20 protein-coding genes and 1 pseudogene are annotated in these 23,744 nt (G+C 40.9%); 19 read left to right on the top strand and 2 right to left on the bottom strand.

The genetic code is table 11. The features are described 5' to 3' along the window. Positions 1–163: 163 nt before the first annotated feature. The 15 genes and pseudogenes from JI735_RS06115 to JI735_RS06050 all read left to right on the top strand — a co-directional run bounded on the left by JI735_RS06115 (position 164) and on the right by JI735_RS06050 (position 15,314). Complete coding sequence (locus JI735_RS06115) at positions 164–1,003, top strand: LicD family protein (protein WP_202677187.1); 840 nt, start codon at positions 164–166, stop codon at positions 1,001–1,003. A gap of 22 nt (positions 1,004–1,025) precedes the next feature. Then, positions 1,026–1,400 (top strand): annotated as a pseudogene (locus JI735_RS37715) (adenylyltransferase/cytidyltransferase family protein); the annotation flags it as partial. Beyond that, on the top strand, positions 1,389–2,378 hold the full coding sequence (locus tag JI735_RS06110) for a Gfo/Idh/MocA family protein (RefSeq protein ID WP_411830113.1): 990 nt from the start codon (positions 1,389–1,391) through the stop codon (positions 2,376–2,378). The pseudogene JI735_RS37715 and the gene JI735_RS06110, both read left to right, overlap by 12 nt. A gap of 48 nt (positions 2,379–2,426) precedes the next feature. Beyond that, positions 2,427–3,431, top strand: coding sequence for a polysaccharide biosynthesis protein (locus tag JI735_RS06105; RefSeq protein ID WP_039832472.1), 1,005 nt, complete (start codon positions 2,427–2,429; stop codon positions 3,429–3,431). Next, positions 3,428–4,279 carry an SDR family oxidoreductase gene (locus JI735_RS06100; protein ID WP_039832473.1) on the top strand — a complete coding sequence of 284 codons (852 nt, stop codon included), beginning with the start codon at positions 3,428–3,430 and terminating at the stop codon, positions 4,277–4,279. The genes JI735_RS06105 and JI735_RS06100 overlap by 4 nt, the downstream gene beginning before the upstream one ends. 14 nt (positions 4,280–4,293) lie before the next feature. After that, positions 4,294–5,418 (top strand): non-hydrolyzing UDP-N-acetylglucosamine 2-epimerase, encoded by a 1,125-nt coding sequence (wecB, locus tag JI735_RS06095; protein ID WP_039832474.1) that lies wholly within the window; start codon positions 4,294–4,296, stop codon positions 5,416–5,418. A gap of 48 nt (positions 5,419–5,466) precedes the next feature. Beyond that, positions 5,467–6,645, top strand: a complete 1,179-nt coding sequence (locus tag JI735_RS06090; protein ID WP_202677186.1) for a glycosyltransferase — start codon at positions 5,467–5,469, stop codon at positions 6,643–6,645. Positions 6,646–6,712: 67 nt separating this feature from the next. Continuing rightward, entirely contained in the window at positions 6,713–7,936 is a 1,224-nt protein-coding gene (locus JI735_RS06085; protein WP_202677184.1) for a glycosyltransferase, read from the top strand. 22 nt (positions 7,937–7,958) lie between these two features. Next, positions 7,959–9,302 (top strand): glycosyltransferase, encoded by a 1,344-nt coding sequence (locus JI735_RS06080; protein WP_202677182.1) that lies wholly within the window; start codon positions 7,959–7,961, stop codon positions 9,300–9,302. Between the two features lie 49 nt (positions 9,303–9,351). After that, entirely contained in the window at positions 9,352–10,917 is a 1,566-nt protein-coding gene (locus JI735_RS06075; protein WP_202677181.1) for a glycosyltransferase family 2 protein, read from the top strand. A gap of 214 nt (positions 10,918–11,131) precedes the next feature. After that, a complete protein-coding gene (locus tag JI735_RS06070) occupies positions 11,132–11,497 on the top strand; it encodes a hypothetical protein (RefSeq protein ID WP_202677180.1) in 366 nt (121 codons plus the stop codon). Next, positions 11,434–12,231 carry an FkbM family methyltransferase gene (locus JI735_RS06065; RefSeq protein ID WP_202677178.1) on the top strand — a complete coding sequence of 266 codons (798 nt, stop codon included), beginning with the start codon at positions 11,434–11,436 and terminating at the stop codon, positions 12,229–12,231. Before JI735_RS06070 ends, JI735_RS06065 begins: the two co-directional genes overlap by 64 nt. Beyond that, positions 12,206–13,726: a hypothetical protein gene (locus tag JI735_RS06060; protein ID WP_233476272.1), complete on the top strand. Its 1,521-nt coding sequence runs from the start codon at positions 12,206–12,208 to the stop codon at positions 13,724–13,726. The genes JI735_RS06065 and JI735_RS06060 overlap by 26 nt, the downstream gene beginning before the upstream one ends. 77 nt (positions 13,727–13,803) lie before the next feature. Continuing rightward, on the top strand, positions 13,804–14,865 hold the full coding sequence (locus JI735_RS06055; protein ID WP_051051503.1) for a tetratricopeptide repeat-containing glycosyltransferase family 2 protein: 1,062 nt from the start codon (positions 13,804–13,806) through the stop codon (positions 14,863–14,865). Between the two features lie 251 nt (positions 14,866–15,116). Further along, complete coding sequence (locus JI735_RS06050) at positions 15,117–15,314, top strand: cold shock domain-containing protein (RefSeq protein WP_019915069.1); 198 nt, start codon at positions 15,117–15,119, stop codon at positions 15,312–15,314. A 311-nt stretch (positions 15,315–15,625) separates the two neighbouring features. On the opposite strand, the gene JI735_RS06045 is transcribed toward JI735_RS06050, so the two are convergent. Beyond that, positions 15,626–15,763, bottom strand: a complete 138-nt coding sequence (locus JI735_RS06045; RefSeq protein ID WP_202677176.1) for a hypothetical protein — start codon at positions 15,761–15,763, stop codon at positions 15,626–15,628. 87 nt (positions 15,764–15,850) lie between these two features. After that, complete coding sequence (locus tag JI735_RS06040; protein ID WP_039833023.1) at positions 15,851–16,723, bottom strand: hypothetical protein; 873 nt, start codon at positions 16,721–16,723, stop codon at positions 15,851–15,853. A 278-nt stretch (positions 16,724–17,001) separates the two neighbouring features. Between JI735_RS06040 and JI735_RS06035 the strand changes: the two genes are divergently transcribed. The 4 genes from JI735_RS06035 to prfB all read left to right on the top strand — a co-directional run bounded on the left by JI735_RS06035 (position 17,002) and on the right by prfB (position 23,744). Continuing rightward, positions 17,002–18,441 (top strand): S-layer homology domain-containing protein, encoded by a 1,440-nt coding sequence (locus JI735_RS06035; protein ID WP_202677175.1) that lies wholly within the window; start codon positions 17,002–17,004, stop codon positions 18,439–18,441. Positions 18,442–18,794: 353 nt separating this feature from the next. Then, on the top strand, positions 18,795–19,346 hold the full coding sequence (gene hpf / locus JI735_RS06030) for a ribosome hibernation-promoting factor, HPF/YfiA family (protein ID WP_020431975.1): 552 nt from the start codon (positions 18,795–18,797) through the stop codon (positions 19,344–19,346). Between the two features lie 319 nt (positions 19,347–19,665). Next, positions 19,666–22,173 carry a preprotein translocase subunit SecA gene (gene secA / locus JI735_RS06025; RefSeq protein WP_039832700.1) on the top strand — a complete coding sequence of 836 codons (2,508 nt, stop codon included), beginning with the start codon at positions 19,666–19,668 and terminating at the stop codon, positions 22,171–22,173. Between the two features lie 457 nt (positions 22,174–22,630). Next, positions 22,631–23,744, top strand: a protein-coding gene (gene prfB, locus JI735_RS06020) for a peptide chain release factor 2 (protein ID WP_099091760.1) whose coding sequence is annotated in 2 segments (ribosomal slippage) — positions 22,631–22,702 and positions 22,704–23,744 — 1,113 coding nt in all. Because the reading frame shifts where the segments join, the coding sequence is not laid out codon by codon here.

The following is a 23,744-nucleotide window of genomic DNA, read 5'->3' as shown; positions in this document are numbered from 1 at the left end:
ACAAAAAGACCGATAATATAGATAAGAAAATTAAAAAAAATGTAGCGATTAATCATAAATATGAGGGTTTTGTATTTTTATGTCGAATTTATATAATGAAACGATAATCGAAAATAAGGTCTGGATGATAATATGATGTCTAAATAGAAGGGGAGGTAAAACTATGGTGATGGAGTATAGAGCAATGCCTCCTGAAGATCTAAGGCAGATGCAACTGATACAGCTTGAAATGCTTCTGGAAGTCGATCGCATCTGTAAGAAGCGTGACATACGATATTGTATCATAGCGGGCACCACACTAGGAGCAGTGCGTCATAAAGGGTATATTCCTTGGGATGATGATGCTGATGTAGCTATGCTCCGTCCTGAGTATGAAAAGTTTTGTAAAGCTTGTGAGGAGGAATTGGACCAGACACGCTTTTACTTGCAAACTCATGCCAACACACCCGGGTATCGCTGGGGTTACGGCAAGATCCGACGTGTTGGAACAGAGTTTGTAAGAAAAGGACAAGAACATATGCCTTATAGAACGGGAGTTTTTATTGATATATTTCCATTAGATAATGTGCCAGATAATCTTATTGTTCGTCGAATTCATAATCTTGCATGTACTGTAATTCGAAAAATGCTGTGGTCTGAAGTTGGAGCGAAATCGGACTCAAAGCTAATGATGCGTGGTATATACCGAGGCCTTTCACTTTTCTCGAGAGACTTCGTATTTTCGCTGTATGATAAATTAATGCGGCAGAGTAATAAGAAACCTACGCAGCTTGTCCGAATCTTAACCTTTCCTACTCCGAATAATGGATACTATGGTTATTACAAAAAATGGTATGTTGAATTAGCGGATATAGAATTTGAAGGTCATTACTTTCCGGCTGCAAAGGATTACGATGGCTATTTGACTTTTAAGTTTGGGAAATATCTTGAATTTCCTCCATTGGAACAGCGTCAAGGACATGCTTCTACACATTATCGGCTTCTGCAGCCTGATGATGAGTAATTCAGAGATTGGAGTGTGACGAATGAAGAAAGTAATTACCTATGGATCTTTTGATTTGTTTCATGAGGGTCACTATAGATTATTGCAACGTGCCAAAGAGCTTGGGGACTATCTTATTGTTGGAGTAACAACTCAGCAATATGACGAATATCGGGGGAAGATGAATGTTATAAATTCTCTTATGGAGAGAATTGAAAATATCAAACAAACAGGCTTTGCTGATGAGATTGTAATAGAGGATCATGAAGGGCAAAAGGTTGAGGATATTCAAAAATATGGAGTGGATATTTTCACTGTCGGTTCGGATTGGTATGGAAAATTTGATTTCTTGCAGCAATATTGTGAAGTTGTTTATTTAGAGCGCACCAAGGGGATCTCCAGCACCATGATTAGACAGCAGAATTATAGTATTATCAGGCTCGGTGTCATTGGGAGTGGAAGGATTGCTGTGCGTTTTGCACCAGAAGTTAAATATGTAAGTGGAACCAATCTTGAAGGGGTTTACAATCCTCGAATAGAGAGTGCTAGAAAGTATGCAGAACAGTTCGAGTTGAAATTTTATACGGATGATCTTGATACATTTTTCGATAAGGTTGATGCTGTATATATTGCTTCTCCGCACAACACACATTATGAGTATATTCGAAAAGCACTGGAACAGGGAAAGCATGTCTTATGTGAGAAACCGATGGTCCTGCAGACTGCCCAGGCTGAAGAGCTCTATCATTTGGCTAAAGATAAAGATCTTGTCTTGTTAGAAGCAATTAAAACGGCTTACGCTCCAGGCTTTCTCAAGCTTTTGGCTATTGCAAAAAGCGGCAGGATTGGCCGCATCCGGGATGTGGAGGCTAGCTTTACCAAGCTGGTATCCGGAGATCTCCGGGAATTAAGTAGAGAAGAAAATGGCGGCAGTGTTACTGAACTTGCAAGCTATCCCCTCATGGCTATAGTGAAGCTATTAGGCACTGATTATAAGAATGTAAGATTTGAAACCTTTGTTGATGGTAACAACGTTGATTTGTACACAAAGATTTACCTGAATTATGAGAATGCAGTTTCTACCGCCAAGATAGGGTTAGGGGTTAAATCAGAGGGGCAATTGCTGATTTCTGGGACCCAGGGCTATATATACGTGGAAGCACCTTGGTGGAAAACACAGTATTTCGAAGTGAGGCATGAACAACCTGAACATAATGAAAAGTTCTTCTCGAAGTTTGCGGCTGAAGGATTACGATATGAATTAAGTGATTTTATTTCGATGATTTATGGCAATGAGAAGAAAGGGTTTAAATTGACCCCTAAAGAGTCTATTGTGATCACAGGGATTATTGAGTCGTTTTTGAATAATGAAAAAACACTTACTATGAAATATTAATTTATGAATGAAATTGAAAAGTGATTTTTGAAGAAGGAGCGTGTGCATTTGTTTAAAGATAAGACTTTAATGATTACTGGTGGAACAGGGTCTTTTGGCAATGCAGTATTGAAACGTTTTTTAGATACAGGCATTAAAGAAATTCGTATTTTCTCCAGAGATGAGAAGAAACAGGATGATATGAGACGTAAATATAAAAGCAATAAACTTAAATTTTATATTGGAGATGTTCGTGATTTGCACAGTGTTCAAAATGCGATGTATGGCGTTGACTACGTATTTAACGCAGCAGCTCTAAAACAAGTGCCATCATGCGAATTTTTTCCAATGGAGGCTGTCAAAACTAACGTGATTGGCGCAGAAAATGTCCTTACAGCAGCAATAGCAGAAGGGGTTAAAAAAGTAATTTGCTTGTCTACGGATAAAGCCGCGTATCCAATAAACGCTATGGGAATAAGTAAATCTATGATGGAGCGAGTATTTGTTGCTAAATCACGCACTACTGATAGAACAGTGATAAGTGGAACAAGATACGGAAACGTTATGGGTTCAAGAGGTTCAGTCATTCCTTTATTTATAGAGCAGATTAAACAGAATAAGCCGCTTACTATCACTGATCCTAATATGACACGATTCATCATGAGTTTAGAAGAAGCAGTAGAACTGGTTTTGTTTGCTTTTGAGAATGCACAACCGGGGGATATAATGGTGCAAAAAGCCCCGGCCTCAACAATTGGTGTTCTAGCACAAGCTTTAAAGGAAATCTTCAACTCCAATGCTGAAATTCAATATATTGGGATTAGGCATGGAGAAAAGACATATGAAACCTTGCTTACACAAGAGGAATGTCTGCATGCAAGAGACTTGGGGAATTACTATCAAGTTCCTGCAGATAATCGTGATTTAAATTATGCTCAATATTTTGAAGTTGGAAAGACGGAGAAATCGCCTCTTACAGAGTTTAATTCTAATAATACCACCGTTTTAAATGTAGCGCAGGTAAAAGAGAAGTTATTACAACTCGATTACGTTCAAAGTGAGCTGAGAATATGAGGATTTTAGTGCTTGGTGCCGGTGGGATGGCAGGTCATATTGCTACCATATCTTTACTTGAAAAAGGGCATGAAGTTATAGGGTTTGCCAAAAATAACCTTTCCTACTGTGATACTCTTTTAGGTGATGCTTTAAATAAGGAAACTTTGAAGGCTGTGATTAGCAGCGATTTATTTGATGCGGTGATTAACTGTATAGGTGTATTGAATAAAGAGGTCGATGAGCATCTTTCTAATGGCATTTTTCTGAACAGCTATCTTCCGCATTTTGTAGCAGATATCTTGAAAGAAACAAAAACAAAGTTTGTTCATTTAAGCACAGACTGTGTATTCTCCGGCAGAATTGGAGGGTACCTTGAGGATAGCTTCAAGGATTCGGATTCGTTCTATGGTAGATCTAAATCCTTAGGAGAAATCAACGATTCTAAAAACCTTACAATTAGAACATCTATCATTGGACCGGATATCAAAGAGAATGGCACTGGGCTGTTAAATTGGTTTCTAAAACAAAAAGATCCTGTGAATGGATTTGCTTCAGCTATTTGGACAGGGGTTTCAACTATAACTTTAGCACAAGCTATTGAACATGCATTGGTGCATAATTTGAGTGGGCTTTATCATCTTGTTAACAATGAGACTATTAGTAAGTATAAGCTATTGCAGCTTTTTAACCGATATTTAAAGAAGGAACAGATTGATATTATTGAAAGTGATTCACTACAAGTTGATAAGTCTTTAATAAATACTAGAACGGATTTCAATTTCAGGGTACCATCATATGAACAAATGATCAAAGGAACAAAGGAGTGGATTGATGCTCATAAAGAGCTCTATCCACATTATTTTTAAGTGGGGGATATTGATTGAATAAATTAAAACTAATGACGATTGTAGGGACACGACCAGAAATGATACGTTTGTCTGAAATCATCAAAAAAGCTGATCAATATTTCGAACATGTATTTGTGCATACGGGTCAAAATTATGATTATCATTTGAATGAAATATTCTATACTGACCTGAAACTTCGTACTCCCGATTACTACCTCAATGTGGTAGGTGAGCATTTAGGGCAGACTATGGGAAGTATCATTTCCAAGTCATATGAGTTAATGAGAGATATTAAACCTGATGCCTTATTAATCCTTGGTGATACTAATTCTGCGCTTTCGGCAATTTCTGCGAAAAGGCTGAAAGTCCCAATCTTCCATATGGAAGCAGGCAATCGCTGCTTTGACGAGAACCTCCCGGAAGAAACTAACCGTCGTATTGTGGATCATATTGCAGATATCAGTCTTCCATATACTGAGCATGCTAGACGTTATTTGTTGGCAGAAGGAGTACGCAAAGAACATATTTATGTTACAGGTTCACCACTGGCTGAAGTGATTTTTGCTCACAGAGCTGAGATAGAAAGTAGTAGGATTTTAGAAAAACTATCGCTTGAGAAGGGCAAGTATATCTTACTCTCTGCTCATCGGGAAGAGAACGTGGATATCGAAGAGAATTTTTTTAGCTTAATGAACGCTGTAAATGCCTTAGCAGAGAAGTACCAGATGACAGTGATTTACTCCATGCATCCGCGCAGTGCACGGTTAATAGAACAACGAGAGTTTCAATTTCATCCTCTTGTTCAGAAGCTTGCTCCATTTTCCTTTACGGATTATAGTTCACTACAACAAAATGCATTTTGTGTTGTTTCTGATAGTGGAACTTTGCCTGAGGAAAGTGCTATGTGCAATTTTCCCGCAGTTAGTATTAGAACCTCTACAGAACGACCTGAAGCACTCGATAAAGGTTGCTTTGTTATTGGAGGGATTACGAAGGAGCAATTGCTGCAATCTGTAGAGATTGCTGTTGGGATGGGGGAAGATGATGATTTTGGCTCGATAGTTCCCGACTATTCTGAAATGAAAGTTTCCTCAACTGTAATTCGTATTATACAGAGTTATACCAGAATTATTGATAAGAAGGTTTGGGGGAAGTAGGTAAATTTTGGGATTCCGGATGTTGTTTCCTTTAGTTGGAGGAATTTTATGAATATACTTCAAATTAATAATTGTGATCTAGTAGGGCGAAGATTCAATGGCCATGATTTGCAAGTATCACTGAACGAACAAGGTCATAATGCATATCAAATAGTTCTGGAAAAATCAGGGAAAGAGTCGACGACTATACCATTACTAAGTAATAGTGAATTGTTTGTTAGGAGTCGTTTGAAAAATCTTGAATATCTGTTAAGTATGAATAGTTTGATTTATCCATTCGGAAAACTGTTAAGTGAGCATTCTATATTTCAAAAGGCAGACATTGCTCACTACCATTTAATTCACAATCATTTTTTATCAATTCTTGATTTTCCTCAACTTACTAGCAATAAACCATCGGTTTGGACCGTTCATGATCCATGGATAATTACTGGACACTGCATTCATCCGTGTGAATGTTCAGGGTGGATGAATGGTTGTCATAATTGCCCCAAGGTTGAGGATCCCACTTTTCCTATGCAGGTTGATAAAGCCTCACAAATGTGGAATATAAAAAAAGATGTCTATCAAAACCTTAAAGTTGATATTGTAGTTGCTTCTGATTTTATGGAGAAATATATAACTGAGAGTCCGTTAACATCTCATTTTAATAGAGTACACAAAATTCCATTTGGTATTAAAGTAGAACAATTTCAGTTATCGGATAAATGGGAAGTCAGAAGCAGTTGGAGCATCCCTGAGAGTAACTTTGTAATATCGTTTCGGGCGGAGCCAAATGAAGTTAAAGGACTTAAGTTTATAATTGAAATGTTGGACGAACTGGATGGGAGTTTACCAGTGACAATACTGACTCTTGGGCATGAACCTTTACCTGCTTATTTGATTGGAAAGTTTCAAGTTATTGAACTGGGCTGGGAGAATGATCAAGAGCTGTTATGTGATTTTTATGCTGCTTCTGATGTTTTCCTTATGCCCTCACTTGCTGAATCCTTTGGATTAATGGCTGTTGAAGCTATGGCAGCAGGATGTCCAGTGATTGTATTTGATAATACAGTGTTAGTGGAGATAACCCATGCACCTGAATGTGGGATTGCGGTTCCTTATAAAAATGCTGATGCGTTAAAATTCGAGGTGTGCCGTCTTATGCACAGCCCTGATGAATGTAAATGGCGGGGGAAAAAGGGAAGGAACTTGCGAACAAGTTGTATCGATATGAGGATTACTTGAATAGACATGTCTCTCTCTATGAAGAAATTTTAAATCGATAAAGTGATTAACCAAATGGAGGATTTTTATGAGTGAACCATTGGTTTCAATTATTATCCCTGTATATAACGGGGGAAATTATCTAAGAGAAGCAATTGATAGTGCTCTTGCACAAACGTACCCAAACATAGAGATAATAGTAGTGAATGATGGTTCGTGTGATAATGGAGTAACTGAGGAAATTGCTTTATCATATGGTGAGAAAATTCGTTATTATGTTAAAGAAAATGGTGGGGTTGCCACTGCACTTAATGTGGCCATTCAAAAGATGAAGGGGATGTACTTTTCTTGGCTATCCCACGATGATATGTATTATCCAAATAAGATTAAAAGGCAAATGCAGGCGTTGCAGGAACATGGTGATCTAACGGCCATTGTCCACAGTGATTATGATTTACTAAATGCTAACAACCAGGAGATTACACATGTTTTTCAAAGTAAAATGTACCCAATGGAGCAAATGGAGAATTCGGTTTTTCCTGTGCTACAAGGGGTAATTCATGGCTGTAGTCTTCTTATACACAAAAGTCATTTTGAACGAGTTGGGATTTTTGAGGAAAGTTTAAAAACTACACAGGATTATGATCTTTGGTTTCGAATGATGCGATATCAGAGAACACTTTATATTAATGAACCATTACTAATAGCCAGAATTCACAATACACAGGGAAGTAAAACAGTGATTTCCCATCAATTTGAACAATGTCAACTGCATATTAGATTCTTAGATTCATTAACCGAAGATGAAATGGAGTCTATGTATGGTAGTGCAAATAACTTTTTTTATAGAATGAGTAAATTTTTCGGAAAACAATTGATGGAAGAAGCGTATCTTTACGCAATGAATAAATATAATGATTCTACTATTCCTCACGATATTGAGGAGAGTGTAACAAATTTTAAAAATTATATATCTAATATTTCTCATGGGAAAGCTACTAAAACGTGCATTTTCTGTGTGGGTGAATATGGAATTGAGTTATACCAAGAGTTAAAGAATAAGCGTATTCAAATAGATTGGTTTTCGGACAATAACTCTCAGAGATGGGCGGAAGGCTATGGTGGAGTTCCTTGTATACCTCCCGAACAACTCAAAGGGGAGAAAGATAATACCTTAGTAATCGTGGCAAATCGAGCTCCTGAAATAATTGTTGAACAATTAAAAAAACTCGATTTTCCTTACCTAACTACTAAACAAGAGATTGATAGGGGGCTTTTCTACCTGCCACCTTTAAGTAAGATTTTTAAATGAAGTGATGGGAAGGAGGATTTTTATGAGTGAACCATTGGTTTCAATTATTATCCCTGTATATAACGGGGGAAATTATCTAAGAGAAGCAATTGATAGTGCTCTTGCACAAACGTACCCAAACATAGAGATAATAGTAGTGAATGATGGCTCGTGTGATAATGGAGTAACTGAGGAAATTGCTTTATCATATGGTGAGAAAATTCGTTATTATGTTAAAGAAAATGGTGGGGTTGCCACTGCACTTAATGTGGCCATTCAAAAGATGAAGGGGATGTACTTTTCTTGGCTATCCCACGATGATATGTATTATCCAAATAAGATTAAAAGGCAAATGCAGGCGTTGCAGGAACATGGTGATCTAACGGCCATTGTCCACAGTGATTATGATTTACTAAATGCTAACAACCAGGAGATTACACATGTTTTTCAAAGTGAAATGTACCCAATGGAGCAAATGGAGAATTCGGTTTTTCCTGTGCTACAAGGGGTAATTCATGGCTGTAGTCTTCTTATACACAAAAGTCATTTTGAACGAGTTGGGATTTTTGAGGAAAGTTTAAAAACTACACAGGATTATGATCTTTGGTTTCGAATGATGCGATATCAGAGAACACTTTATATTAATGAACCGCTTATATTAATCCGACTGCACAAAGAACAGGGGACACATACTTCAAGTAATTTGGATTATTATAAATCTGAGCAGAGTCAGTTGCGGGTTGGATTTATAAATGCACTAACAGAAGAAGAATTAGTATCTATGTACGGAAGTGCATATAATTTTTATCATAAGATGTTTTGTTTTTTTAAAGGAGGCAATATGACCAAAGCCTATCAATTTGCTAATCACAAATTTCAAAGTTCTAGTATTCCTGATGATCTTACGGAAAAACTTTTGTATCTGAAGGGGTTCATAAAGGAGCTCACCAATGGGCAGACGAGGAAAATAAGCATTTTTTGTGCGGGGGAATACGGAATTCGACTCTACGAAGAGCTACGAAGTAAGCTCATTACAGTAGATTCATTTTCTGATAATAACCCTGGGAAGTGGGGATATCTCTTTGATAATATAACCTGTATCTCTCCTGAAGAACTTGAAAAAGAGAAAGATAACACACTTATAATTGTAGCAACCCGAATTCCAACGGAAATTGTGAAACAATTGAAATCTGCGGGGTTTCCTTATGTTACTACTAAGCAGGAGATTGACAAAGTTTTATTTAATGTACCCCCAGTTAAATGGGTGAACTCTTTAAATGATATAGAGGGTATAGATTATTCATCTAATGATGTTATGTTACTGATAAATAAATTCAACCAAACTGTTTTTGATATTTGTAACTATTATGAAGGTAGAAGCTCTTAAAGTTATTTATTATATTTTTTTGTGAAAATATTTTTTTAAGGGGGCAGTGATGAAGGAGGGATCTTTATATTATGGAGAAAAACCTTTGGTTACTATCGTTGTGCCAGTATATAACTCTGAAAAATATTTGAGAATATGTTTAGATTCGCTTGTAAGTCAGTCGTTAGACAACATTGAAATCATAGCTGTTGATGATGGATCTGTTGATGAATCGTTAGCTATTTTAGAAGATTATAAGAAAAAATTCCCTGGGAAGGTTATTATTTACACAATTCCGCATGTACATGGTGCTGGCGCACCAAGAAACTTTGCAATCGAGAAAGCACGGGCTGATTATATTGGATTTTGTGACGCTGACGATGTAATGGATGTCCATTCTATGGAATTGCTTTATTGTAAAGCTAAGGAAAAAGATTATGACATTGTTTGCGCTCCTGCGTTTCACGTGAATGGGGATAAAAGGGTTTTATACGGACAATTAAAAGAACCAATTTCAACCGAGACACTTATTTTGAATGGTCAAGTGTACTTATGGAATAAAATAATTCACAAGAGATTACTAAATAAAGTCGGAAGAATGCCGGAAAATGTCAGTTTAGAAGATTTGGGATATTCACTTGTCTTACATTCTTATGCTAGAAAAATTGGATACATTGAATATCCTGTTTACTATTATATGAAAAGATTTGGTTCTGATAGTAACAATGTATTTACATTGCGAAATTTAGATACAATTCAAGCAAGACAATATGCACTTGATAAGTGTAATCCAGAGTACAAAGAATATGTTGCTGCTTACGTTGCTCGTCATATTAACAGCGATTTTAGAAAAAGATGGATTTTTACCGATAGATTCATTGAGCAATTAAAAGATATATGGGTAGAACTAAAAGATAACAAAATTCTGAAAAGTGATGAGTATCTTTATAGAAGATTAGAGAAGTTTGCCGAAATCTCCAATGTGCCAATACCCCGTAATATTTTTATAGGAGGTATCGGAGTGGAATTATCTGACGGATTTATTAGGAGTTGTAAGGAGAATGCATTTTATGATAGTTGTACTATAACTATTTTAAATGAAAAAAATTGTGATATAAACGAACTGGAGATTTTGAAAGAAGCTTATGAGAATAATGATTTTGATTTTTTGAATGGATATTTTGCTTTGAAGTTTATTTTGAAAGAAGGAGGTATCTATTTAGATAGACGAATTATTATTGATAGACCCTTTAATTATGTTCGTTACTGCAGGGCCTTCTTCGCCCTATTGGACGAAGAAACCTACTCTGATTGGGTATTTGGTGGTATTTCCGAAAATGAGGCTATGAGTGAAATCTTAGAAACATACAAAAATGCAGATCGATTTAAGTATTCTTTGGATTTTCTGAGGAATAAGATTAAAGACACTGTAGAGAGATATGAAGTCCCGAAAAGTGAAGTGAACAATCTTATTGATTATCCCATTACTGTTTTTTCCCCAGATGTTATGGTTTGTGATATAACGACCCCAACATCTTTGAAACCGGAGCCGCATGTATGTACTCACGATTTTACAAGTGAACTGGGGGAGAGGGGTATTCGGTTATCAAGAAAACAACTCTGTCATCTTTATTAAATATTTCAGGGGCTAATGATGAATTGAACGAAGTGAAGAAAGAAAATGCAATGTTACGTATCAGACTTAGAGAACTAGAGTATTCCAAAGAGAAATAAAAAAGACCTAAAACAATCTCTAAGATTTCCTATCCAATGTGTGATAGCTAAAGATCACTAGTAGAATAATCGTAGATGTCAGTAATATAAAGTGACGATAGGTGGTTGAGATTCTAATGATAAATGAAAACGTATTGAAAATGGTCTTTCCAAATGCTAATAAAATTTATGAAAGTCTAATGGACAAAGAATCTAAAAAACTGTTTGCATTAAGATTGCTCTTTAATCTAACATCAGATTGGAAGTATATTAAGGAACTTATATCAATAATTCCTGATTTTTCATCTTTAAATATTCATCCACATATCGAATTGGCAACTAAATGCCAGGAGCATGTCTTCAAACAGAAAAACCTTATCATTTATGGAGCAGGAGGATGGGGCAAATATCTGCACTCCATTTTATCAATTGGCATTAAATGGAGTTTTTTTGTGATAAAAACCCAATCAAACAAAAGGAGAACTATTGTGGTCTCCCCGTAATATCTCCAGAGCAATTAATAACAAATCATAAAGATGACATTGTTGTAATTGCTACTTTACAATACAACAATGAAATATATAGTGAACTAATCGAATTAGGCTTCAGTAAAGAAAATATTCTCTTTTTCAATAGTGATCCGTACTCCTTGACACATTTTTTAAATGAAAAGCAGTATTTTGAAGAATCTATAGTAGCACCAAATGAAAATGAGGTTTTTGTAGATGCCGGATGTTTTGATTTCGGCAACTCGCTCGTATTTAAAAAATGGTCTAATAATAGCTATGAAAAAATTTATGCATTTGAACCTGATCCATTAAACTACAAAAAATGTAAAGAAGTTATTCTTGAAAAAGGCGTTAAAAACGTTGAGATGATTAATGCCGGTTTATGGAGTGAAAACACAACTCTTCACTTTAATGCTGATGGAAGTGGTGGTTCGTCTATCGAAATGGATGGAACCAGTAATGTTAATGTGGTTAGTTTGGATAGTGTTTTAAATGGTCAAAGGGCTTCATTTATAAAAATGGATATTGAAGGTGCTGAACTTGAAGCTTTAAAAGGAGCAAAAGATACTATTTTAAAATATCGCCCGAGGTTGGCGATTTGTATCTATCATAAACCAGAGGATATTATAGAAATTCCTCTTTATCTGCAAAGCTTGATTCCTGATTATAAATTTTATATCAGGCATTATAGTAACTATACGATTGAAACTGTTTTGTATGCTATATAGCAAAAAACATTTAAGGTGGGATCATTTTGTTTTTGAACAGAAAAAAAGAATTTCAAAGTTAATTGATACCATTTCACAGATGCAGGAGCTATTGGCCAAATTAAGTAATCCTTCTAATGCAGTCTCTGATTGTCTGGCAGCAACAGAAGCTATTTTATTTCAAGTATCTCAAGAGAATCCTACTCCTAAAAAAACTATAGATCTGCTTCAGAGTATTCATTCCTCTTTTACAGCTCTTAAAGGTTTAGCATATATAGAAAAAAGCTCAATTATCCCCATAGACAAACAGCTATCGGCTCTTAAAATATCTTTTGAAGAAGAAATTCAAGTCAAGCTGAATGTTGTGTTTTTCCCCTATAAAGCTTCTATGTGGGATAGTTTGGAGACTATTTATAAAACTGCTGCAAAAGATGAGGATTGTGTGGCTCATGTTGTTCCTATTCCATATTATAAGTTGTCAAAAGACGAGGCTATACCTACTTATGAAGGTGAACTCTTTCCCACGGATATCCCAATAACACATTACAATGACTATATTTTGGAGGAAGAACAACCGGATATCGTGTTTTTACACAATATTTATGATGAGTATAATACTCTTACACGTGTGCATGAGCAGTTCTTCACTTCGAATCTAAGGAATTATACAGAGATGCTTGTTTATGTTCCTTATCATATTTCGTCATTTGTTGCACCAAAAGCAGATACGCATAGCTTGGCTTATGACATTCCGACGGTGGAAAATGTAGACAAGATTGTATTGGTTGGGGACTATCTAAAAAAGGCAGCTATTCATGATGGAATTCCATCTGAGAAGCTCCTTGTTCTTGGTTCACCAAAGTTGGATGCTATAGTTAATGCTATGGGGAAGGACATTCCATTGCCTAATGGGTGGGCCGAAAGGGTAGAAGGCAAAACAGTATACCTAATCAATACTGGTTGTATGTTTTTCGCAGGTATACCTTTTGAGGCGTTGGAAAGATTGGTAGACTTTTTAAGTATTCCTAAGATTGACGATCAAAGTGTTGTTATTTGGCGTCCTCATCCACTCACAAAAATTTCTATAATGAAATATGCCCCCTATCTTTTGGATTATTATGTGAATTTAACTGAAAAATATATAAAGGGAAAAGATAAACTTTACAGCGGGGTTATTCTGGATGAAGCTGAAGATTATATACCTGCTCTAAAGGTAGCCGACGTATTGATATCTTCTGATGGCTCATTGCTTCGCTCATACTTACTAACAGGGAAAAAAGTGTTGTTTTGGGATGAGAAGGAGCCAAAAGGCTCACTCCTTCCTCCTGATGTTTTCTATTATGCTTTCGATCGATCTGAACCGTGGTATGAACTGGTAAAAAAATTCCCTACCGGGTATGACCCTTTGGCTAAGAATCGTATTAATATTGCGGCTAATGTATATGCAAATGCCGACGGAACGTCAGGTGAAAAAGTTTTCGCCTCTATTAAAGAGTGTTTGTTTCAAAGAGAATAAATCATTTGAATCATTAGTCATATGGTAGAAATTATAGTGCCTACTCGTAACTTAATAATATCTCTTGAGGAGGATAAATGAATATATCCCTAGTCATGATCGTAAAAAACGAAGAACAAACCTTAAGACGCTGTCTGGACAGCGTCTTTACTCTTGTGGACGAAATTATTATTGTAGATACGGGATCCACAGACAATACCAAACAAATAGCTTCTGACTATCATGCCAAGATATTCGAATACGAGTGGACCAACGACTTCGCGGCTGCCCGCAATTTTGCTTTGGAGCAGACGACCAGCGAGTGGAGCCTGGTACTGGACGCTGATGAATACATTTCTAACGACTGTGCAGATGAAATTTATAGCTTTATTACTCATTCTCCTGCCATAGGCCAAATAAAAAGAATAGATAAATTTATGTCGAAAGATGGAGTGAGCTTTGAGCAAAGCTACATCTCACGTCTTTTCCCATCCAGTTGCCGATATTCCGGGAAAATTCATGAACAGATAGTATCTGACCTGCCCAGAGTGAGAGTGGATGTAGAGATTCAGCATGATGGTTACTTTGAAAAAAAGAAGTCAGACAGAAATATTCCAATACTCTTACAGGTAATTGAGGAGAATCCTCAAGACCCATATTACTACTATCAAATTGCCAAGGAATATCGTGGAATAGACGAACATGATAAAACGTATGCTTCATTGAAACAGGCATATAGTAAAATCACCCATAAAGAAGGATATGCTCCGAGTCTTATCGTTAATTTTTTGTATGCGATCATTGCTTCAGGTCATTTGGATGAGGGACTGGCCATAGTTGAAGCGGAGCAGGATTTTCTCAGTGAGTCTGCGGATTTTTATTTTGTCTCTGCTCTTTTTCTTCTGGAGCTCATCCTTAGCGATCCTGATCAATATAGTGATCTGATTCCGTATATCGAACGTTTTTACTTAAGGGCGCTTGAGATTGGTGAAACGGAACAAGAGGGAAGTGTCATAGGGACAGGTAGCTTCGCTGCCCACCATAATTTAGGTGTATATTACGAGGTGATTGGTGATACAGATAAAGCAAAGCAGCAATATTTATATGCAAAAGGCTTCGATTACGCTCCTTCTATTGAAAGATTAAAATTATTTGATTGAAATTCTATGGATTAATATTTTTATGTTTCATAAGCAATCCTTCTGGTTAAACACTCTTAAACGACAACCCACACGGTCTTTTGATAAGGTCTTTTGTAGAATAATGTTGAAAAAAATAAGTTAATATTTAGGTGGTAATTTATTGAAAGTAAACATTTTCTTTTCCAATTGACAATGGAGAAGCAGCGGTGGTATAGTCGAGTTGTGAGCAAGACTCACGTTCATCTGATGACGAAGGGAATGTTTAATCAATGGAAGGTAAAGTAAAATGGTTTAACGCAGAAAAAGGTTATGGTTTCATCGAAACTGCCGACGGTGGCGACGTATTCGTACACTTCTCCGCGATTCAAACTGATGGTTTCAAAACATTGGATGAAGGCCAATCCGTAGAGTTCGACATCGTTGAAGGTGCACGCGGACCACAAGCAGCTAACGTCATCAAATTATAATCATCCGGCGCAGCCGACCTACATATATGGTAGATGGTTAGCAATTGAGACAACGCTAGCATAGATCCTGGAGATTTTCTCCAGGGTCTTTTTTATGGCTTTTTTACAAAAAGTCAACTCAAATGTGGCCAATTTAAACTAAAATTAGTCATTGTGTAAAATTATTTTACGGGAAAACGTTAAAAAGTCCTAATATTTGGGTAATGAAACGTTGGGCGTTCTATTTTGCCTCGGCGTACTTTCTTTTTGCTTAGTCGTATGGCTTTTGAAGGGGATAGGTGCTCTGGAGTGATGCAGCATGCCTATGCCCATCAAACACTCAGGAAGAATAAGAACAGAATGACAAAGAAATAGCGTGGAATAATGACAGGAATACTGGAGGCGAGCATGCTGTTCGGGTCTGTGGACAGTGTCTCTGCACCCCGGTGCCCAAGGATATTCAGGGACACTGGGCGCAGAGACAACAGTTGCAGGGGTGGCTGAATAAGACTTTTGGCAAGGATGTATTTAATTTTCCGCTTGTCGTTTCTCCCATCTCATGATTTAACGATGCCGAGGGTTTTATAGAATCCATGCATATTTTGAAGATAAGCATCATCCTTCAGAGATGAATCAGCCAAAATACTTTGCATGCTCTCCAAAAATGCCGCAGCAGAGCTGGTGTCTGCAGTGTCGAACCGGTTCTGAATATGTGTATTGTTTAGTAGTTGATCATTCTGCGCAGTTTGTTCCTTGAATGTATCTGTCCACTCCGGATGCTGGGGAACCTTTTTCACGAAATCAAGAAGTATATCCAGTCCATTGCCTCCGAGGGAAATGTCGTTCTTAAATCGGCTGTACGTTTCCGGGTCAGTTTGTTTCATTAATTCGGAAGGATTTATATAATCCTCGGGAGCACCTACCGGACGGCTTGACGGCAATTTATAACTGATGTCACCTGTTACCGGATCGGTAGACCGGGTAGAAGCGACAGCTGCAATTGTATTCATTGTCTTTAGGAACTTGTCCGCCTGCTCACCTTCCATATAATTTTTTGCAATATATTTGGACTGTGAAAGTCCCATTTCGAGCAGTGCTTTCCGTTTCTCCTCGTCATTTACGTTTCCATCTACGATAAAGTTGGATTCTATAATGCCGTATACAGCATCAACAACTTCTGCCGGCTCTCCTTCCAGGGCGTGGGTCAGAGCTTCGTTGATTTCTGCTGTTCCATAATATTTTGCTGGATGTGACTGAATGGCATCAGCTGCCAGCTGCCGGCCTGTTTCACTGATTTCGACCTGGTCATAGGTAATGACACCGGACGAATCGGCTTTGTGCCACTGAGCACCGGATTTTTGGGCTGCTGTATCAAGCCGCGGAGTACTGTTAGTAAGGGTCTGGTACGGGATTTGAGGCGTAATTCTCATAAGGTTATACCTCCTGAATATTTTTGGACGAATAAGAAGAGAGTACAGATTCTGTAACCCTATAGATATATATCGGCAATGGAACAAACTGGATTAAGAGGTATATGTTTTATGGGAATTGTCTGATCTTTAGGAAGATTCATTGTTTATTTTTTGTATTTTTATAATTTTTTTCATGAATCGCAACTTTTTCACATTATCCGGGTAAAAGAATACGTTGAGCTTTTTGTCTTGCCTCGACGCACAATACACTTTACTCTAGGAGGATGAACAGCAAAATGAAAAAGAAGTGGCGTGGTCTTGTGACCGGACTGCTGGGGATCAGCATGCTGTTAGGTTCACTCGGCAGTGTATCAGCCGCGCCGGTACCCAAGGATATTCAAGGGCACTGGGCACAAAAGCAATTGCAGGACTGGCTGAATAAAGGTTATCTGGGAGGGTACCAGGACGGTACGGTCAAACCCAATAAAGCCATTACACGTGCAGAGTATGTGGCTTTGGTTAACCGCCTGTTCGGTTATACCGATACGGCAACAATCAGCTTCAAGGACCTCAAGAAATCGAACTGGTATTACAGTGAAGTTGCCAAAGCGGTAAAAGCCGGATACATCGGCGGGTATGAGAACAATACCTTCCGTCCCAACGCTTCGCTTACACGGCAAGAGGCTGCTGTTATTGCGGCCAAGATTTTGAAGCTGAACACTAAGGCGTCTACAGCCAAGTTTAAGGACAGCAGCCAGTTTGCGGCCTGGAGCCGTGGGGCTATTGCGGCAGCCGCCGACAAGAAAGTCATCAAAGGTTATCCGGATGGGACTTTCGGTCCCAAGAGGGCATTAACGCGGGCAGAGGCCGTTGGCATTATCAGTAATTCGGTGGCTCAAAAGCCTGCGACTCCTGGGGTAACCCCAGCTCCAACTCCTACTCCTAAGCCAACAACTTCACCGGCTCCGACAACTAGCCCAACACCGGCACCAACCAAGGCTCCGGGTGGAGGATCTGGTGGCGGTTCCGGCGGCGGCGGCGGTGGCGGTGTCACTACACCGACAGTAACCAACGCTGCGTATGGACATGTTGGCTCTGTGACTGCAGACGTCTACTTGACGCCTAATGTAACGGGTGCTGTGTATTACGTAGTTGCGCCATATGCCATCAACGTAAATGCTCCGAGTGCGCAGCAGGTGAAGAATGGACAAATTGCTGCCGGAACGGCAGGCATTCATCATGGAACCAAAGCGACTACAGCAGGCACTACCGTGTCCTTCACGGTGTATGGACTAAAGGCTGATACGGAATACGCTACTTATGTCACGGTTGCAGACAGCTACGGCAACTGGTCTTCTGTAGCCACTGTCCGGTTGAAAACCGCACCGGCTGGTGCGAATGCCATTGTTGTGGCACAGCCAGGGAATATCGGTACTGTGACGGCTGATGTGTATGTCAAATACGGCACAGCAGGCGGAACAGCTCAAGAGGTCAGATATGTTGTGCTGAAGGATAATGCGGCAGCCCCTACAGCCACTCAAGTGGCAGAAGGCAAGGATAGTGCCGGGACACTGCTGTCCTCTGCATTAAAAGGCACCATTTCCGCGAAGCCTGGTGTAGGTCACACTCATACACTAAGCGGCCTTACAGCGGCTACCGGCTACAAGGTTTACTTGGTTAGCGGACATGGCACTACATGGTCCTCTGTTGAAGTCATACGGATTCATACGAAATAATTTTCTAATTATGCTTGGAGAGAAGACTTGAAGCCCAACACTTTTTGGCAGTAAAGTTAAATAGCTTGAACTTATGTCCGGAAGGGGCTGCTTGCAGCTCTTTCCGGATTTTTTTAAATATAAGAATTTATATGTTTCACGCTATAAATTATCCTTCTATTTCTCGCTGAAACGGGTACCGTCCTAATAAGGACGGCGTAGCCGTTTCTACTTGCGGGCAGAAACATCCGTTTCTTCTGCTCCGGTATACAGTTACACCTTTTGTTAGGTGAATGTAAAGGCTGTCATGATTTGTTTTTTACTTAGCCCTGACAATTTGGTATAATGGCTATGTAAACAAAGGAGGAGTGCCCATGCAATTCAGCATTCGAGGTCAACAAATTGAAGTGACCGACGCTTTGAGAGATTATGTTGATAAGAAGCTCAGCAGACTTGAGAAGTATTTCGATGCACCCCCTACCTCAGAAGGATATGTGACGCTTGGCGTCGTTCGCGGCCTTCATACGGTGGAAGTAACAATCCCGCTGGCAGGTGTAACGCTTCGTGCGGAAGACCGCAGCGACGATATGTACGCATCCATCGATGCCGTGGTGGACAAGCTGGAACGCCAAATCCGCAAGCACAAGACCAAGCTTAATCGTAAATTCCGCCAGGAAGGAAGCCTGAAAACACTCTTTGTGGAAGGCGCACCAAGCAGCGTTGCTGTGGAGGAACAGGATTACGATGATTTGGAGGTTGTGCGGAACAAGCGCTTCACCTTGAAGCCGATGGACGTAGAAGAAGCGATCCTGCAAATGAACATGGTTGGACATAATTTCTTCGTGTTTTCCAACATCGACACTTCTGAAGTCAGCGTTGTTTACAAACGCAATGACGGCAAATATGGTCTGATTGAACAAGACTAGGTCTGGTGCATGAAGCCCGGCCGGGACTTGGGATAGGCGGTTTGCTTCAAACTCACGCAGAAAATTAACCGAGCCCCTATTCGCCTTAAGCGAATAGGGCTCTTGTTCGTATATATATGATGTGAGTATGACAATTTAGCGGCACTTTGGCTGAAGAGGGCTCACTTGAAAAATAAGGTTGGAGCTGCTTGTATTGCGGCTTGTCTTACAAACTGTTACAATTTATGAAGCAGCGGAATCGAAATCTTATATGGCCCTTTCAATATTTAGTGAGGATGGGCTCGGTTCCACCATCTGTGTTGCATGAAAGGGGTTAACCATGCTAGGACTTGTAAAAAAAATATTCGGCGACACCAACGAACGTGATGTCAAACGTCTGATGAAGACGGTCGATGTAATTAATGGGTTGGAGCCCGATTTTGTATCGCTTTCCGATGAAGAATTGAGAGCCAAGACTGCTGAATTCCGTGCCCGGATTGAGAAGGGCGAAACCTTGGAAGAACTTCTTCCCGAGGCATTTGCAACCGTACGCGAAGCTTCCAAACGGACGCTGGGCATGCGGCATTTTGACGTTCAATTGGTTGGAGGCATGGCGCTGCATGAAGGCCGGATCTCCGAGATGAAGACAGGTGAAGGCAAGACGCTGGTAGGTACTCTGCCAGTCTACCTGAACGCATTGCTTGGCAAAGGTGTGCATGTCGTAACGGTCAATGACTATCTGGCTCAGCGCGACAGCGCGCAGATGGGACAAATCTATAACTTCCTGGGCATGACGGTTGGGGTGAACCTGAACGGCATGGACCATGCTGATAAACAAGAAGCTTATGCCTGCGATATTACGTATGGCACTAATAATGAATTCGGTTTTGACTACCTGCGCGACAACATGGTGCTCTATAAGGAGCAAATGGTTCAGCGTCCGCTCTATTTCTGTATTATTGATGAAGTTGACTCTATTCTGATTGATGAAGCGCGGACTCCTCTTATTATCTCCGGGCAAGCCGAGAAATCCACGGAGCTGTACTATGCAGCAGACCGTTTCGTGAAGAGACTTACTGCTGAAGAAGATTATACGGTTGATATTAAGGTGAAATCCGTAGCTTTGACTGAAAAGGGTGTGGCTACGGCAGAACGCGCTTTTGGCGTTGAAAATCTGTACGATCACAGCAATGTAACCCTGAATCATCACATTGTTCAAGCGCTCAAGGCGAACGTCATTATGCGCCGCGACGTTGACTATGTAGTGAATGAGGACGAGGTTGTTATTGTCGATGAATTTACCGGACGGTTGATGGCTGGGCGCCGCTACAGTGATGGATTGCACCAGGCGATCGAAGCCAAGGAAGAAATTCAGGTGCAGAATGAGAGCATGACCCTGGCCACGATTACATTCCAGAACTACTTCCGGATGTACCGCAAGCTGGGCGGCATGACGGGTACCGCGAAGACCGAAGAAGAAGAGTTCAAGAAGATCTATGGTCTGGAAGTCCTGCAGGTGCCAACCAATAAGCCGAACCAGCGTGTGGATATGCCGGACGTTGTGTACAAAAGCGAAAACGGCAAGTTTAACGCGGTTGTAGAGGAAATTGTGGAGCGCCACAAAAAGAATCAGCCTGTACTGGTAGGTACGGTATCCATTGAAAATTCGGAACGTGTATCCGAGATGCTGAAACGCAAAGGTGTCAGACACCAGGTGCTGAATGCGAAGCATCATGCGGCGGAAGCGGAGATTATCTCGCATGCCGGCCAGCCGGGAACAGTAACCATTGCTACGAATATGGCGGGACGCGGTACGGATATCGTATTGGGTGAAGGTGTGACGGATCTGGGCGGTCTGCATATTATTGGTACAGAACGCCATGAATCGCGCCGGATTGATAACCAGCTGCGCGGACGCGCGGGACGTCAAGGCGACCCGGGTTCCACCCAGTTCTACCTGTCGCTCGGCGACGAACTGATGAAGCGTTTTGGTGCAGATAACGTGCTGAACATGATGGACCGTCTTGGTTTTGAAGAGGATCAGCCCATTGAGAGCCGCATGATTACGCGCGCTGTAGAATCCGCCCAAAAACGTGTCGAAGGCAACAACTTCGACATCCGTAAAGTCGTCCTTCAATATGATGACGTCATGAATCAGCAGCGTGAGATTATCTACAAGCAGCGCCGCGAGATTCTGGAGTCTGACAATATTAAAGATATTGTGGTTGAAATGATCAAGCCGGTTATTGACCGTATCGTTAATGCCCATTGCAGTGACGATATTCCGGAGAACTGGGAGCTGCAGGAGGTTGCTGATTATGTGAACAGCAAGCTTTTGGAGGAAGGCCAGTTGACCCGCGACGATCTGTGGGGCAAGGAAGTTGAGGAGCTCATCGAATACATCTTTAACCTTGTGCTGGAGAAATACGCAGCCCGTGAAGAACGCCTTGGCTCTGAGCTGGTGCGTGAATTCGAGAAGGTTATCGTGCTCCGCTCCGTAGACAGCAAATGGATGGATCATATTGATGCGATGGATCAGCTTCGTCAAGGGATTCACCTGCGTGCGTATGGCGGTACTGACCCGCTTCGCGAATATCAATTTGAAGGCTTTGAAATGTTCAATGCCATGACTGCCACCATTCAGGAAGAAGTTGCGACCTATATTATGAAGGCGCACATTGAAACCAACCAGGAACGTCAATCCGTAGTGGAAGAGAACAAAATCACCACGAATGGCGAGCCTGCCGAGAAGCAGCCGGTACATGTTCAGGCTGCGATTGGCCGCAACGATCCTTGCCCTTGCGGCAGCGGCAAGAAGTACAAGAACTGCCACGGCCAGAACGCTTGAGCGCAGCAGGCCGGTTGAGTTTAGGGATTTTGCACTTTGGGACTTGTTCCAGAGTCCGAAGGTTATAATGACAATAAAAAGCGGCTGGGCCCGGGGACTCCCGTTTGCGGCCCGGCCGCTTTTTTGGGCTTTGGGAGTTATATTGATTCCTGAGCGAAGCGGAAGATGTAGTTCTTGAAACCTGGATTCAGGTGGAAGTAACGGAGGGGAAGTTTGGAACTGGAGGAGCGAACGCGTCCGCCTTTATGGTTGAATTTCTACCGCGGCCAGCGGCTTAGATCAGGAAATTCAATCATAACAGCGGCCGGAAGTCCAAACATTCCCCGCAGTTACGGCCATCACCGAAAACGAGTGTTGGAAGAACATCCTCGTGCAGGCGTACCAATCAATATATGTTCAATGTCCAATAAGCCGCCCCGGCGCAATCATTTTATTTTGAAAGGTGAAGTGACTCCACATGATCGATGCTAATGTTAAGCAGGACCTGCGTGAAATAGGCAAGAAACTAACTGACCTTAGGGGGTCTCTTTGACTTAGATCTCAAGCAGGAAATGATCGCGAACTTCGAAGAAAAGATGGCAGCACCCGGGTTCTGGGATGATCCCGAAAAAGCGCAAGGTGTAATTGCCGAGATGAATGCGGTGAAATCATCCGTGGATCAGTACGAGAAGCTGCAGCAGGAATATGACGATGCAGCGATGATGGTGGAGCTGGCGGATGAGGAAGGCGATGCGGAGCTGGCGGCAGAGGTTGCCGAGACCATCCGCAGCGTAGGCGGCAAGGTCGATGAATTCGAGCTGCAGCTGCTGCTCAACCAGCCGTATGACAAGCTCAATGCGATTCTGGAGCTGCATCCCGGGGCTGGCGGAACGGAGTCCCAGGACTGGGGGCAAATGCTGCTCCGCATGTACACCCGCTGGGCGGAAAAACGCGGCTTCAAGGTAGAAGTCCTGGATTATTTACCGGGGGACGAAGCCGGGATCAAGAGTGTTACTCTGCTGATCAAAGGCTACAATGTCTATGGCTATCTGAAGGCGGAAAAAGGAGTGCACCGGCTGGTGCGTATCTCCCCGTTTGATGCATCAGGCCGACGGCATACTTCCTTCGTATCCTGCGATGTGGTGCCTGAGATTACGGATGATGTCGAGGTGGAAATCCGTACGGAGGACCTGAAGATTGATACGTACCGTGCCAGCGGCGCGGGCGGTCAGCATATTAATACAACGGACTCTGCGGTGCGTATCACTCACCTGCCTACCGGCGTGGTGGTCACCTGCCAGAATGAGCGGTCGCAAATCAAGAACCGGGAACAGGCGATGAAGATGCTGCGTTCCAAGCTGTATGAGCGCAAGCTGCAGGAGCAGCAGCAGCAGCTTGATGAAATCCGAGGAGAGCAATCGGATATTGCCTGGGGCAGCCAGATCCGCTCCTATGTATTCCATCCCTATAGTATGGTAAAGGATCACCGTACTTCCGTGGAAACCGGAAATGTCGGGGCAGTGATGGACGGCGATCTGGACGCTTTTATCGATGGATATTTGCGCAGCCAGATTAAGACGGAAGCTGAATAA

Origin of the sequence: Paenibacillus sonchi, from assembly GCF_016772475.1 — a bacterium.
In the GTDB taxonomy this organism is placed as follows: domain Bacteria; phylum Bacillota; class Bacilli; order Paenibacillales; family Paenibacillaceae; genus Paenibacillus_AQ; species Paenibacillus_AQ sonchi.
Note: the sequence above shows the minus strand (reverse complement) of the source record. Positions and strands in the feature narration are given on the sequence as shown.